This is a genomic window from Pseudodesulfovibrio profundus (assembly GCF_900217235.1).
GTDB classification, from domain to species: Bacteria; Desulfobacterota; Desulfovibrionia; order Desulfovibrionales; family Desulfovibrionaceae; genus Pseudodesulfovibrio; species Pseudodesulfovibrio profundus.
This window is the reverse complement of the sequence record NZ_LT907975.1, coordinates 451,485-465,674: the sequence shown is the minus strand read 5'-3', so window position 1 is coordinate 465,674 and position 14,190 is coordinate 451,485. Positions and strand designations below refer to the sequence as shown.

Genomic DNA, 14,190 nt, shown 5'->3' with positions numbered 1-14,190 from the left:
CGGAAACTAAAATAAGGAGTTGAAAATGAATGAGTTACAGAACGCCGTCACGGGCGGCAAGAATCAGGACCGAACCCGAAACTCGGTCCTTCGGCAGATGGCCCTGCTGCAATCCATGTCCCTGGAGCAGCTCCGGGAAAAATGGCTCGACCTCTACGGCGAAGAGCCGCCCCAGTACAAGAAGCAATTCCTCATCAAGCGGCTGGCCTATCGCATCCAGGAGCTTTTCTACGGCGGGCTGTCCGAGCAGGCCAAGGTCCATCTCCAGCAGGCCGCCAAGGAGGACCCGGTAGCCACTGTCAATCGACGCATCCCAGAAGAGCGGAAATCGAACGAGGCGATCCTGCCCGGGACCAGGCTGGTGCGGGTCTGGAACGACCGGCGTTATGAGGTGATCGTCCTTGCCGATGGCTACGAGTTTGAAGGCCGCACCTTCCGGTCGCTCAGCGCGGTGGCCAGGGAGATCACCGGGACCAGGTGGAACGGCAAGGTCTTTTTCGGACTGAAGAAGGTTTACGGCAGAAAAGCCGAGGGAGGTTCGGATGCTTGATAACAGCAATGTCGCGCCGGGCAAAAACAAGACCCTGCGCTGCGCCATCTACACCCGCAAGAGCCACGAAGAAGGTCTCGAGCAGGAGTTCAACTCGTTGGATGCGCAACGGGAATCTGCGGAACACTATATCGAAGCCCAGAGGATGCGTGGCTGGACGGCTCTGCCGGATCGCTACGACGATGGTGGATTCTCGGGTGGGAACATGGAGCGCCCGGGGCTGCGCCGACTGCTGGCGGACATCGACGCCGGGAAGATCGATGTGATCGTCGTCTACAAGGTCGACCGGCTGTCCCGCTCGCTGCTGGATTTCATGAAGATGATCGACCTCTTCAACGAGAAGGGTGTCAGCTTCGTCTCGGTCACCCAGCACTTCAGCACCACCGATCCCACCGGCCGGATGTTTCTCGGCATCCTGATCACCTTCGCCCAGTACGAGCGGGAGGTCATCGCCGAGCGTATCCGGGACAAGGTGGCGGCAGCCAAGCGCCGGGGGAAATACTGCGGCGGCGTACCCATCCTCGGATACGACGTCGACAGGGACAACAAGAAGCTGCTGGTCAACCCCGATGAAGCCAGGACAGTGCAGTACATCTTCCGCCGGTTCATCCAGATCGGCTCGGCCAAGAAGCTGGGCCAGGAATTGAACGAACAGGGTTACCGCACCAAGGCCTGGACCACCAAGAAAGGCAAAGTGCGCGAGGGCTCCGAATGGAACACCGCCCACATCTACCGGCTGCTGAACAACCGGATCTATATCGGCGAGATCGCCCACAAGGACCGCAGCTACCCCGGTGAGCACGAAGGGATCATCGACCGGGCGACCTGGGACAAGGTTCAGGCCATCCTGGAGGACAACAAACCGGTCAAGGTTTCCATGGCCAGGACCAAAATGGTCGCCCCGCTGAAAGGCGTCATCCGCTGCGGCCACTGCGGATGCGCGATGGGACCGACCTACGCCCGCAAGAACGGCCGCCACTACACCTATTACATCTGCCAGAAAGACAGCAAGCGGACCGTGAGCCGATGCCCGCTCAAGCGGATTCCCGCCGGGGACATCGAGCAGGCGGTGATCGAGCAGTTGAGCGCGGTGTTCCGCACACCGACGCTGGTGGCCAAGACTTACTTCGCAGCCCGGGACATCGAGCAGGCAGAGCGGGAGCGGTTGTTCAAGCAGAAAGCCCAGCTCGAGATGGAGTTGTCGCAGGCGCGGGAGCAGGCACTCGAATTGATGAAACCTGGCAACGATCAGACGGGCAAGACCGAGATGCTAACGACGGTCAATCGCCAGGCGGTCGAGCTCTCGAAACAACTGACCCATGTGAGCGAGCGCTGCAAAGCCTACCAGGGGAACAGCATCACGGAACAGGACGTTTCGGAGGCCTTCCAGAATGTCGAGGGCTTCTGGGAAGACCTTTTCCCGGTGGAGCGAAACCGGCTCATCCGACTCCTGGTGGATAAGGTCGAGATCCGCGAGACCGGAATCGACATGGAGCTGCGAACCAACGGGCTGACAACGCTCATCGCCGAGCTGGCTGGTCTGGCATGCGAAGTCACCGAACGGAGGGCAAGCCGATGAAAATGAAGCCGACCATTACCGTAGCCGACAACGGCAACCTGCAGATTCACATCCCGATGCTGATCCGGCGCATGCGTGGCCGCAAGACGGTCATCGCTCCCCAGGCCCTGGATGGAGAAATCACCGGAGCGCAGGAACCGGTGCAGTCCGCCATCCTCCAGGCGCTGGGAAGGGCCTTTTCCTGGGCCGACATCCTCGAATCCGGCCAGATCAAGTCCATCAGCGAGCTTGCCCGTACCCTTGACGTCGATGGCTCGTATGTGGCCCGCATTCTCAAGCTGACGACCCTGGCCCCCGACATCATCGAAGCCCTGATCAACGGCGAGGAACCCAACGGGCTCTCGCTGGCGAAGCTGACCCAGACCTTTCCCGAGGACTGGACCGAGCAGCGCCGCCAGTTCGGCTTCGCCACCGACTGACGACCGGACCGGAGACCACCCCAGAGAGCCGACCATCAGCGTCGGCTTTTTTACTTTAGGGGGCAGGAAACCGGAGTTGACCGCGCTTCTTTTCATGGCCGAGGCGGGCGATTTCGAAAAAAACGTCCGGTTGCGGCATCGAACGATGACCTAAGACAACCGCCCAAAATGGCAGTCAGCCACAAACCCATATCAATCAAGGATGTAGCTTTCCGGACGCGCTTCGGACTTCGTCCGGAGAAAACAGAGAATCAGGGGCCAAACAGAGAAAGAAAGGCTGGAGGATGGGGAGAATCGATGGTGTGGAGAGGTGCTTTGGAAAGATGTGAAACGGGCGCAAACCCTTTAGAAACAAGGGGAAAAAGAAAACCCGTCACCCCGGAGAATGACCCCAGAGAGACGGGTTTGTCTTTTCTAAATGGTGGAGGCGGCGGGAATCGAACCCGCGTCCGAGAATGATCAGCTCAAAGCGTCTACAAGCGTAGGTCCGGAATTAAATTTAACCCAATGGATTGCTCCGGGCCAGACGGCCATTGGGCTAGCGCTTCTTTAGTTTCATGTATTGAGCGAAGGGCAAACCCAATACACTAGCCCTATGATTTGACGATTCCTTCCACCTATAAGGCGTCAGCAGGGGAATCGTGACATGCTAAGCTGTCAGGTGCAATTCTGCAATTAAGCAGCCATTGCGTAATCGTAATTGTCGTTTGCAATTATCTTTTGGTCGATTTTTACGAGGCCATCGACCAACCTCGACTTGCAGCCTTGGCTTCAACAATCCCCGTCGAAACCAGTGCGCCCCCTTTCAAAGAACAATTGGATGTCTCTAATATATGTCCGGCCTGACGTTTGGCAACCTTTTTCACTAATATTTCAGTTTATTTGTTGCTGCCCCAGATTCAAATAAAAAAACAACCTGTTTGAATAGGTTTCAAACAGGTTGTGATTTTACTTGGTAGCGAGGAGAGGAGAGCGTCTCTCCGGGATTTCGGAAGTCATCTCGCATTGATTTTTAGAGAACGATTTTAACAGGTTGGCGCATTCGATCTCGTCGCCAATCTATTTGCATTTGTAGCCCTAACTTGGAGCAGTGGTCAAGGCTATTGGGGCATGGCATCCCATAGGCGGGAGATAACTGGACTGGACAATTCTATCAGAAAAAGTGCAGCTTAGTAAGCTGGTGCTAAAGAACCAAGCTTGCATTACCAGATAACTAGAGATGGCCGGAATGAGCATCGGTAAAGTCACTAAGGGGATTATTGTTATACTTGTTCTCGCGGGGTATTTATTTTCATACCTGGAACCATTGCTGTCCGGTTAAGAACCGTTGGTATCCCAGGATTTCGGCATGAGCATTCACTTCCTAGGCGAAGGTTATTTGATGGACATGTTTGACAGCCCTTCAAAAAGAAAAATGTCCGAATTCTCCTCTTTTTGTGATATGCAGAGGATGTCTAACTCACTGCACAAAAAGGAGATTTCGGACATGGCTCATGCTAACACAATCTTTCATCAAGTGCTATCCCTGATCCCTCGGACTGAATTCGAAGCCCTGGCCAAAAAGTACAGTACCGGCAGGGCGTTCCGGAGTTTTTCCCGGTGGAACCAGTTCGCATGCCTGCTCTTCATCCACCTTGCAGGTCGCCAAAGCATGCGTGACGGCATCCGCAGCCTGGGTGCCAACATCAGGCAAATGTATCATCTGGGGCTGCGCAGCGTGGCACGCTCGACCTTTGCCGATGCCAACTCCAAGCGGCCAGCGGAGTTCTTTCAGGCGATTTTCGGCAAGCTCTACCAGCGTTGCTCGTCCGTGGCTCCTGGGCATAAGTTCCGCTTCAAAGCCAAACTCTACAGCTTCGATTCCTCGGTCATCAAGCTCTGCCTGTCCGCCTTTCCATGGGCATCCTATCGGGCTAAAAGGGGTGGCCTCAAAATCCATACAGTCCTCGATCACGACGGATACCTGCCTGCCTTTGTCCGTGTCACCAATGCCCGACTTCATGACTCCAAGATGGTCAAGATGCTCAGGCTCCCCAAGGGGTCCATCGCCGTCTTCGACAAAGCATACATCAACTATTCCTGGTTTCGGACCCTCAGCGCCTCGGGGCTGTTCTTCGTCACCAGGCTCAAGACCAACGCCGTGTACAAAGTTCTCAAAAGAAACCCGGTTCGGAAAAGCACTGGCGTCACTTCCGACCATGTGATTGTCGTCTTCAGCCAAGACAAGGAACTGCACCTTCGGCGGGTTGGCTACAGGGATCCAGAAACCGGCAAGTTCTACGAATTCCTGACCAATCACTTAAACCTCTCGGCCAAGACCATCGCCGACATCTACAAGGAACGCTGGCAGATCGAGACATTCTTCCGGCTCATCAAGCAAAATCTTCGCCTCAAATCCTTTGTCGGCACCTCGGAGAACGCCGTTCTAAGCCAGATCTACGTGGCCATGATCGCCTATCTCATGCTGGCTTGGCTTAAGTTCAAGTCCAGCGTTGCCTTCAGCCTCCAGGAGATGTTCCAGTTGCTCCAGGTCAACCTCTTCGATCGGCGAGAAATGGAGGACATCTTCAAACCACCCGACGCCTTCCATGACAACATCAACAACGATTACAGGCTACTGAGCTATGTCGCTTAACCGGACAACACTGACCTGGAACATAAATCTGTAATTGATCGATGGAAGAGTGTCGTGGGGCTGTACTATGAGGCAACCGGTGAAATAAGTGAAGAATTACGCCCCCTTCATGACAAGGCTGAATCCGATGATATTGAAGCGCAGTACCAGCTAGGGAAAGCCTACTATGAGGGATCATATGGAGTGCAGAACACAAGTGAAGCTATTGAATGGCTAACTAAAGCAGCTAGTAGTGGCCACATGATTGCTAAGTATGAGTTAGGCAAGCTATATGCCGACAGAAACTATCATTCGTTTAGTTGCGAGAAGTCATTTCATTGGCTCAATTCTTCAATAGAGGATGGGAACATTTCTGGAAAGCTCAGCTTGGCCAATTTCTATACTAATGGAATCTGTGCAGACAAGGACTATGAAAAAGCATTCGACATACTAATCGAAGCTGCTAATGACGGTGTTGTAAAGGCCCAATATCTTGTCGGTTTAATGCTCTCTGAGGGGGTTGGAGTAGAAAGAAGCAACACTAGGGCTGTCAATTGGCTTGAACTGGCATCGCAAGGTGGAAGCGCAAAGGCAAAGCAATCTCTGGCGAAAATGAGGATCAACGAGCACGAACCGAAACTTCCTGCCGAAAAGTGAGTCCATCTAGAGTGTACCCTAGATGAACTACGTCATGTGTCGCCCGGAATGTCTATCTGAGATCAGAAATGACCTTGGTTAACATGATGTCCATCAGGGTCTTACCTCATGCGAGATGATTAATATCACACATCGAAAACCGTCTCACATTGCCACTGAGGAACCCAGTGTTCATGAGCTAATCCGAGAAAAACGGGCATAAGTTCCATAGTCCCACCATCTGGGCCTGCAACGTTTACCACAAGACTTTTGATCTCCCGCAAAGCCACGGTTCAAGCACATTTCCTTGAAAAATGCAGGCAGGCGAAAATCGTTGGTAATCAGTCGGTAGTTTGCACACTGTGCACTGTTGAGGTCTAGTCCAGAAATCCATTTTGAAAGGTTTTTTTGCGCTGGGCAGGCAATCCCCTCATTCGGGCCGGGAAGGTGGCTTCATGGCGATTGTGGAGCTTGTCATGCAGTGATTGTTTGGAACTGATGAGTGATTGCTGTTGGTGATGTGTTTTCGGAAGTAGTAGACTGACCCTCTTCGCATGATGTTGGCGGGTAGGTGGCTTCGGGACATGATCTGGGTCTCCTCACTGTCCCGACATCGGAGTCATTTGGTACACCGATTTGGTACAGTTCGCGAAAGTCCTTCCGAGACCCTCAAAAAAACCAAAAAGAAAGTCCGTAAAATCTGCTGTGATTTCACGGACTTTCGATTTAGTCATGGTAGCGAGGAGAGGACTTGAACCTCCGACTCTGCGGATATGAGCCGCATGCTCTAACCAACTGAGCTACCTCGCCACAAATGTTTTCGCCGAAGCGGAAGTGTGTATAGAACGTCTCCTTGAGCTTGGCAAGTGAAAAATGAAAAAAAATAAAAAATCCTACAAAAACAAGATGATCAACGGAGCAATTGCCAGCCTGTAAACGGCGAAGGGACGCAGTGTCAGCTTGCCTAAAAGGTAAATGAAGCCTTTGATAGCTATCCATGCCGAGATGAATGAAACAAAGAAGCCAATTCCAAGAAAGATCAGATCGTCAGCTGCAAACAAGGAATAACTTTTGAGAAAGTCATACCCTGTAGCCGCAAACATAATGGGAACCGCAGCTATAAAAGAGTATTCCGCTGCAACCTTTCTGCCTGCTCCAAGGATCATCCCGCCCATGATTGTCACTGCTGAGCGGGAGAACCCGGGCCAGAGTGCCAAACATTGAAAGCAGCCAATGCCAAAGGCGAGTGCCGGGGTTATTTCATCCAGGTTAGTGGTTTTTTCTTCCTTGTCGCGACCTTCAACTACGAAGATCATAATTGCTCCCACCGCAAGAGCTATGGCGACTGTCGTCGGCGAAAAGAGATGAGCTTTTATGTATGAGTGAGCCAACAGTCCAATAACGGACGCTGGTATTGACGTTAGTACAAGCAACCATATACCACGAGGCCCGGAAAAGGCTTTTGTAGGATCGGTCTTGAGCAGGCCCATAAATCGATCATAATACAGAACCACGACAGCCAGAATGGCACCCAACTGGATGACGACGTCAAATGTTTCTGCTTTGGGGCCTGTGAAGCCTAGCAGATGGCCTGTTACAATGAGATGACCTGTGCTGGATATGGGAAGAAACTCAGTGAGTCCCTCAACGATCCCAAGAATAACCGCCACATACCATGATTCCATGCGAACCTCTTTTGGTTGGTAGTAATATCATGACATGGCTATAGTAAGAAACACTGTCTTGCAACCCCTTGGAAGGTGGTGTATTTCCTATTTCATACAATGACTACCTGGGAGTAACACGTGACGACCATAATGCCTCAAAGCGAGCTGACTAAAAAAGCCATTGCCTGGATTGCCGAGATGCTTGATCAAAAGGCAGATCAGTCCATCAATGTATTGCTTGAAGAGGCTGCAGTCCGTTTTAATCTGAGTCCCCGGGACTGTGAATTCCTGAAACGTTTTTATACGGAAAGCCAGACCTAGTATCTGCGGTGAAAATTCTCCATAAACAAATATTTGGCGAACTGCTGAAGTTGTTCGGCCTGACTGTGTCGTGCCTTTTGGGCCTGATACTCATTGGCCGTATGCTGCAATTGCGTACATTGTTTTTGTCGCAGAACATCGGCTTTTTGAACATTCTTGAATTGTTCTTTTATCTGACACCGTTCTTCCTCCTGTTGATAATGCCCATTTCGACCATGCTGAGTGTTTTCCTGACATTTCTGCGCATGAGTACGGATAACGAGTTGACAGCGTTGAAGGCGAGTGGTGTGTCGCTGTATCGGATGCTTCCTGCTCCAGTGCTTTTCTGTACAATTTGTACAGTTTTCACTTTCATAATCTCCATATGGGGATTGGCTTGGGGTATGGATATGTTTAAAGTAACACTTTATGAATCCGCCAGAAAACACTCAAAGTTTTCTCTACAGCCAGGTGTTTTTAATAAAGAGTTCAGCGGGTTAACTTTTTATGCTCATCAAGTCGATAATGAGAAGGGCAAGCTGAAATTCGCATTTGTACGAGATCAAACAAAGCATGGAGCGTCTGTTGTTGTAGTGGCGCCCGACGCAGAAATCATTTCTCGTCCAGAGTCTGCTGAAGTGGATATTGTTTTTCATAAAGGGAAAATTTTTAGACAGAATAATGACGAATTGAATGTGTTGAAATTCGGTACATATTCAGTTCGCCTGGACTTGGGCAAGCTGCTGGGAGACTTCAGTTTTTCTGAAGTTAAGGCGAAAGACATGCCTTTGTCTCAACTGGTGGAAATCCGTGATGACCCTTCTAAAGCTCCGCCTGGGGCATCGGATAGATTTCACCGTAAGGTTGATACCGAGTATTTCAAACGGCTGACCCTGCCCCTTGGGTGTCTTATTCTCGGGATGTTCGCAATTCCAATTGCTTATGTCTTTAGAGGGTTGAAACAACAATACGGGCTTGTTCTTTCGATGGGACTCTTTCTTGTCTACTATTCCATGTTTTCCGTTAGTGTCAGCATGGGCGAATCTGGCTCAATCCCTCCGATTTACGGTATGTGGGCACCCAACATCATGTATGTGATCATAGCTCTTCTTGGGATGAAGTACGCGAACGAAGAACGTACGTTGCCGATAGTAGAGTGGGGAACTCACATCGCAGACAAAATCAAAGGGAGAGTTGGATGACAATGTTCGGCGTTTTAAGTCGATATTTGATTCGACAGAATCTCTATTTGATGGCGATTTGCTTGTCAGTAGGCACGTGCATCTACCTGCTTTCAGATGTTTTTGATCGCTTGGATGATTTTATCCGTGCTGGTTTGGGTGCTGAGACTATTCTTTTTTACTTCTTTGTGAAAATACCTTTGATTGTTTCCCAGTTGATGCCTGCCATTTTTCTTTTAGCCATGGTCATCCAGCTCGGAGTGCTATCGCGAAGCAAGGAGATGCTTGCCTTACGTGCCGGCGGCGTATCCTTTGCTTGGTTTATTCGATTTTTCCTGCTTTATGCCATCATATGGAGCTTTGGACAGCTCGTTTTCTCTCAGTTTCTTGGTGTATTCGGCGAAGTTGAAGCCAATCGGATATGGAAAGAGGATGTTCGAAACAAGCAGATAGACGAACTTTCCATCAAGGGTTTGTGGTTTCGAGATGGCCCTTTCATAGTGTATGCAGATGCAGCACATCCTGCCAAAAGCAGGGCTGATAATGTGACGGTGTATGAGTTTGCAACGGATAACCAAGAGTTAATTCGTATCCTGACGGCAAAAAAAGCGCTTATTGATGATAATGGCTGGGGCTTGCTTGATGTGCACGAGCTGGACACCAGGACGTTTGTTTCGCAAGAGCGAACATCGCAGTTCCTGTCTGTACGACAAAACCTGAAAGCGTATGCTGCAGTCGAGTTAAAAGGCGATAAGGCGCAATTGCCTCTCTTGGAGTTGACGCAAGCTATCAAGAAGTTGGAAGAGTCCGGTTCCAATGTAGAGATTCTGAAAACGGTTTGGCATGGCAAGTGGTCCTATGCCTTTTCCATGGCTGTCATGGCACTACTTGCTCTCATGCTCGCAACACTCTCTGAAAATGTGTATGCAAACATTGGCTTTTCACTAATACTGATATTTGTTCAGTATGGTGTTCATGTTGTGGGAGCCACAGCAGGAGAAAAGGGGGTATTACCCCCATTTCTGGCTGCATGGATGGGAAATATCGTGATGGGAGGGGCTGCGTCTTTACGCCTTTTGTGGGTAGCTATGCCCGGCTTCAGTGTTACGGTCAAAAGCTGGTTTGGGCGAGCATAAAAAGGCTATGATAGCTTAGTCATCAATCGCGTAATCGGTAAAGATATCCCACAACTTGGATTCTCCCATGCCAGTTTTACTGGAAAAGCATAATGGCAGCTTGTCCTGCTGGAGAATGTCTTTCCACTGGTTTTGAAGCTTGGCTCTTTCCCGTTGCTTGGGTTTATCCGACTTGGTCAGTATCGGAATAATGGGAATGCCGAGTTTCGCAAGATATGAGGTTAATTCCATATCAATTTTTTGCGGAGTAAGGCGTGAGTCCAGAAGGACGGCGACAGCCTTTAACTGACGATTGTCGCGGATATACGCTTCAATCAGTTTGGCCCACTTTTCGCGTTCGGTTTTTGAACACTTCGCATAACCATATCCTGGTAGGTCAACGATATAGTAGCCATCAGGATTGACGCGATAGTAATTCAAACTTCTTGTTTTACCTGGCTTGGAACTGATTTTTGCTAGCTTTTTACGGCCGGCAAGGCGGTTGACCAGAGAAGACTTACCAACGTTGGAACGGCCTGCCAGTGCGATCTGTGGCTCATCAACGTCTTCAAGTTGCTTGATTTCGTATATGGTTTTGACTAACTCAATTGTTCGGTTCATAAATTTTGTGTTGTTTTTATATTGTTTGTGTCTGGAGATTCCACTTTTCTCCTTTTGCGCTCCATGAGTCAAGTGCGTGGCACAAAATCTGGTAGAGCGAGGAAAACATGCCTAATATCAAGGTTTTGATCCTGAACGGCCCCAATCTGGGACACATCGGGAAGCGTCAGCCGGAAATTTATGGTTCTGAAACCATGGATGATATGCCTGTCATTCTTGATAAACTCATGGGGGATTCCGCGAAGGGGGTCTCCATAATGAATTATCAATCAAATAGTGAAGGAAAGTTGATTGATAGGATGGAGAAAGCCCGCGAAGAAGGCGTTGATGGTATAGTGTTTAATGCTGGAGCATACACTCATACCAGCTTGGCGATTGCTGATTGTCTTGCGTGGATTGAGATACCGTGTGTAGAGGTACACATCAGCAACATCTGGGCAAGGACAGATCAACCTTTGCGGCAGCAATCCATTATGGGGGGCAACTGCATTGGCGTCATTGCCGGATTCGGTATTCTGAGTTATGCCCTCGCTGTTCAGGCGTTGTACCGACATTTGACTGATTAAAAATATGTTTGTGGCCCCGGAGAGGCGGGATAATAATTTGCTGGAGATATTATGATAGCGACTAAAGAGTTCAGAACTGGTCTTAAAATTGAAATTGATGACAAGCCTTTTGAAATTGTTGAATTTCAGCACTTCAAGCCAGGTAAAGGCGGAGCTATGGTCAGAACCAAGCTTCGTCACATGAAAACAGGCCAGATACTCGATAAGACGTTCCGGTCTGGTGAGAAAGTCAAAAAGCCGGATATGGCTGTTGTAGATCAGCAGTTTATTTATAAAGATGGAACAGATTTCGTTTTCATGGACCTTGAGACCTATGAGCAGGTCAATGTTCCTGGTGATGCCGTTGGTGAAAAGGGCGGTTTCATCAAGGAAGGTGATACAGTTAAGGTCCTGCTTTACAATGGCGAACTGATTGGTGTTGACCTTCCTGCCAATGTTAATTTGAGCGTTGCCCAGACTGATCCTGGTGTGCAGGGTGATCGTGTTTCCAATGCCACCAAACCGGCAACAATGGAAACCGGCTTGGTTGTTCAGGTACCTCTTTTCATTAACGAAGGTGATGTTATCAAGGTTGATACTCGTAGCAGCGAGTATTTGGGACGCGAGTAATCGTCCCTTGCAACTCGTTCTATAAACTGCGTAAAAAGGTCGTGGACAGTTCGCTGTTCAGGACCTTTTTTGGGAAGTGAGGAATATACATGGCACGAAGGAAATCAACTGCTCAGTCTGTACACAAAGGGTATGGTAAGGAGTTTGTCGGATTACTGTTTTTGTTTTTTTCGGCATTTCTCTTTTTGAGTTTGTTGTCATTTCATCCCAGTGATCCCAGCTTCAACCAGTCTGTTACTCCCGGTTGGGTTGTTCAGAACGTCGTCGGAGTCGCTGGGTCATATTGTGCCGGATTTCTGGTTGAAATCTTTGGCCTTGGTGCCATGGTCTGGCCTTTTTACTTCCTCTACCTCGGCTTGGCTCGATTCGTATCGAGAATCCGCTTGTCCCGAGTCCGTTGGCTTGGCTTGATCGGACTGTTTATCGCATTCGAAGCATGGGCCATGCATCCTTGGCTCTTTGATGTTCCAGACGACGCGTATGGCTTGATTGGCAGCGGATACCTTGGAAGAGATATTATCACGAGGCTGACGTTGCCGTATCTGCGGCCGCTGGGCTCTCTTTTATTGTGGTTGTTTGTAACCATTGCTTCTTTCCAGGCTTTAGTCGGTTTTTCCTGGGCCACTGTGTGGGAGCACCTGTTGTCTTGGCTCTCGTCTTCAAATGATCGCTTTGCTGAATGGAATGCTACTAGACTTGAGAGAAAGGAAGAGAGAAAAGCGCAAAAAGCTGCTCGAAAAGCAGCCAAGGAAGCAGAGAAGTCAAGCCAAGAGAAAGAACTGGATCTAGAATATGTTGATTTGGAGCAGCCATCCAAAAAACAGAAGGTAAAACACGCTAATACCAAGAAAAAACAAAACAAAAAGACGCCGGTCAGCAAAGCGAGCAAAGTAGTCTCTGGCAACGGAGAGTTACCGAGTTCCGACTTGTTGTCTCCTCCTGCTGATCAAAAGACGAGCCAGACAGCTGAAGTCTTACAGCCCCTTTCGGATAGACTGAAAGAGTGTCTGAATGATTTTAATGTGAATGGTGAGATTCAACAAGTTGTACCCGGACCGGTTGTCACCATGTTCGAGTTCAAACCGGCGCCAGGCGTCAAGGTGAGTAAAATCGAAAACCTCACCGATGACATTGCCCTTGCTCTTCGAGCTGAATCCGTACGAATTGAAGCACCAATTCCGGGGAAAGACAGTGTTGGTATCGAAATACCCAACATTGACAGGGAGACAGTCTATTTACGTGAGGTTCTAGAATCTTCACAATTCGCAAAGAGTTCTTCCCCATTAACACTTGCCCTCGGCAAAGATATTCATGGTGCGACCAAGGTTGCTGATCTTGCCAAGATGCCGCATTTGCTTGTTGCTGGTGCAACTGGAGCAGGTAAGTCAGTTGGAATCAACGGCTTTTTATTGAGCCTGCTGTATAAGGCTGGACCGGACAAGGTTAAGTTGCTGTTGGTTGATCCCAAGCGCATTGAGCTGGCTCCATATGCAGAGTTGCCCCATTTGGTACATCCGGTTGTAACCGAGATGAGTTTGGCCAAGTCTGCACTTGAATGGGCTGTTTTCGAGATGGATTGCCGGTATGAAAAAATGGCCAAAATGGGCGTCCGTAATATCGAAGGGTACAATAAGAAGCTCGAAAGCTATGGGGGGAACCTCCCGGAAGAGTTTGAAAGCTTCAAACCCATGCCATACTTAGTCATTATTATTGATGAGTTGGCTGATCTGATGATGACTGCGGCCAAGGATGTTGAACAGTGTATTGTTCGGCTTGCACAACTGGCTCGTGCTGCCGGTATACATATGATTCTTGCCACGCAACGGCCGAGTGTTGATGTTGTGACCGGCTTGATCAAGGCCAACTTTCCTACGCGTATTTCTTTCTTTGTGACATCAAAATTCGATTCTCGAACCATCCTGGACTCGGTCGGCGCCGAACGCCTGCTTGGCAAGGGTGATATGCTGTTCAAGCCAAGTGGTGGCAAGTTGAAGCGTATGCACGGAGCGTACGTTGATGAAACAGAAATTGCACACGTGGTTAATTTTTGGAAGGAGCATGAACCGCAGAACTTTGATCTGGACTTTTCGGATTGGAAAAAAGATGCTGAAAATTCTGGTGGTTCTGTCGGTGGAGGTGCATCGAACGACCCTGTTTATGATGAAGCGGTACAATTCGTGCTCAGTCAAGGGAAAGCATCCATCTCGTTGTTGCAGCGAAGGTTCAGGATAGGTTTCAACAGGGCAGCACGCTATATTGAGCAAATGGAGATGGAAGGGATACTCGGTCCTCAAGAAGGCAGTAAGCCCAGAAAAGTTTTAGTAAAGGAATAA

At 49.5% G+C, this 14,190-nt stretch carries 13 protein-coding genes, 1 tRNA gene and 1 other RNA gene; 11 read left to right on the top strand and 4 right to left on the bottom strand.

Features of this window, described 5'->3' with window-relative positions; genetic code table 11:
* The first annotated feature begins 25 nt into the window (after nucleotides 1–25).
* The 3 genes from DPRO_RS02280 to DPRO_RS02270 are packed head-to-tail and all read left to right on the top strand — an operon-like array spanning nucleotide 26 to nucleotide 2,548.
* Nucleotides 26–550 carry a DUF2924 domain-containing protein gene (locus DPRO_RS02280; RefSeq protein ID WP_097010619.1) on the top strand — a complete coding sequence of 175 codons (525 nt, stop codon included), beginning with the start codon at nucleotides 26–28 and terminating at the stop codon, nucleotides 548–550.
* Nucleotides 543–2,129 (top strand): recombinase family protein, encoded by a 1,587-nt coding sequence (locus tag DPRO_RS02275; protein WP_097010618.1) that lies wholly within the window; start codon nucleotides 543–545, stop codon nucleotides 2,127–2,129. Before DPRO_RS02280 ends, DPRO_RS02275 begins: the two co-directional genes overlap by 8 nt.
* Nucleotides 2,126–2,548 carry a hypothetical protein gene (locus DPRO_RS02270; protein WP_029895104.1) on the top strand — a complete coding sequence of 141 codons (423 nt, stop codon included), beginning with the start codon at nucleotides 2,126–2,128 and terminating at the stop codon, nucleotides 2,546–2,548. The genes DPRO_RS02275 and DPRO_RS02270 overlap by 4 nt, the downstream gene beginning before the upstream one ends.
* Nucleotides 2,549–2,967: 419 nt before the next feature.
* Here DPRO_RS02270 and ssrA read toward each other — a convergent pair.
* Nucleotides 2,968–3,351, bottom strand: a transfer-messenger RNA (tmRNA) gene (gene ssrA / locus DPRO_RS02265).
* Between the two features lie 683 nt (nucleotides 3,352–4,034).
* Between ssrA and DPRO_RS02260 the strand changes: the two genes are divergently transcribed.
* Both DPRO_RS02260 and DPRO_RS02255 read left to right on the top strand, forming a co-directional pair.
* Complete coding sequence (locus DPRO_RS02260; protein ID WP_157917345.1) at nucleotides 4,035–5,183, top strand: IS4 family transposase; 1,149 nt, start codon at nucleotides 4,035–4,037, stop codon at nucleotides 5,181–5,183.
* A gap of 54 nt (nucleotides 5,184–5,237) precedes the next feature.
* The gene (locus DPRO_RS02255; RefSeq protein ID WP_097010616.1) at nucleotides 5,238–5,819 is read left to right on the top strand and encodes a tetratricopeptide repeat protein; all 582 of its coding nucleotides are present in this window, start codon (nucleotides 5,238–5,240) and stop codon (nucleotides 5,817–5,819) included.
* A 712-nt stretch (nucleotides 5,820–6,531) separates the two neighbouring features.
* Here the strand turns inward: DPRO_RS02255 and DPRO_RS02250 are convergent.
* Nucleotides 6,532–6,608, bottom strand: a tRNA-Met gene (locus DPRO_RS02250).
* Nucleotides 6,609–6,691: 83 nt separating this feature from the next.
* Complete coding sequence (locus DPRO_RS02245) at nucleotides 6,692–7,483, bottom strand: undecaprenyl-diphosphate phosphatase (protein WP_097010615.1); 792 nt, start codon at nucleotides 7,481–7,483, stop codon at nucleotides 6,692–6,694.
* A 120-nt stretch (nucleotides 7,484–7,603) separates the two neighbouring features.
* On the opposite strand from DPRO_RS02245, the gene DPRO_RS02240 reads away from it, so the two are divergent.
* From DPRO_RS02240 to DPRO_RS02230, 3 genes are read left to right on the top strand one after another with little or no spacing between them, the layout of a single operon-like run.
* Complete coding sequence (locus DPRO_RS02240) at nucleotides 7,604–7,786, top strand: hypothetical protein (RefSeq protein ID WP_097010614.1); 183 nt, start codon at nucleotides 7,604–7,606, stop codon at nucleotides 7,784–7,786.
* Nucleotides 7,787–7,794: 8 nt separating this feature from the next.
* Nucleotides 7,795–8,967, top strand: coding sequence for an LPS export ABC transporter permease LptF (gene lptF / locus DPRO_RS02235; RefSeq protein WP_097010613.1), 1,173 nt, complete (start codon nucleotides 7,795–7,797; stop codon nucleotides 8,965–8,967).
* Nucleotides 8,964–10,082, top strand: coding sequence for an LptF/LptG family permease (locus DPRO_RS02230; protein WP_232005677.1), 1,119 nt, complete (start codon nucleotides 8,964–8,966; stop codon nucleotides 10,080–10,082). Before lptF ends, DPRO_RS02230 begins: the two co-directional genes overlap by 4 nt.
* A gap of 15 nt (nucleotides 10,083–10,097) precedes the next feature.
* On the opposite strand, the gene yihA is transcribed toward DPRO_RS02230, so the two are convergent.
* On the bottom strand, nucleotides 10,098–10,682 hold the full coding sequence (gene yihA, locus DPRO_RS02225) for a ribosome biogenesis GTP-binding protein YihA/YsxC (protein WP_097010612.1): 585 nt from the start codon (nucleotides 10,680–10,682) through the stop codon (nucleotides 10,098–10,100).
* Between the two features lie 107 nt (nucleotides 10,683–10,789).
* Between yihA and DPRO_RS02220 the strand changes: the two genes are divergently transcribed.
* From DPRO_RS02220 to DPRO_RS02210, 3 genes are all read left to right on the top strand, one after another.
* Nucleotides 10,790–11,248 (top strand): type II 3-dehydroquinate dehydratase, encoded by a 459-nt coding sequence (locus DPRO_RS02220; protein ID WP_097010611.1) that lies wholly within the window; start codon nucleotides 10,790–10,792, stop codon nucleotides 11,246–11,248.
* A 51-nt stretch (nucleotides 11,249–11,299) separates the two neighbouring features.
* On the top strand, nucleotides 11,300–11,857 hold the full coding sequence (gene efp, locus DPRO_RS02215; protein ID WP_097010610.1) for an elongation factor P: 558 nt from the start codon (nucleotides 11,300–11,302) through the stop codon (nucleotides 11,855–11,857).
* Nucleotides 11,858–11,946: 89 nt separating this feature from the next.
* Nucleotides 11,947–14,190 (top strand): DNA translocase FtsK, encoded by a 2,244-nt coding sequence (locus DPRO_RS02210; RefSeq protein WP_097010609.1) that lies wholly within the window; start codon nucleotides 11,947–11,949, stop codon nucleotides 14,188–14,190.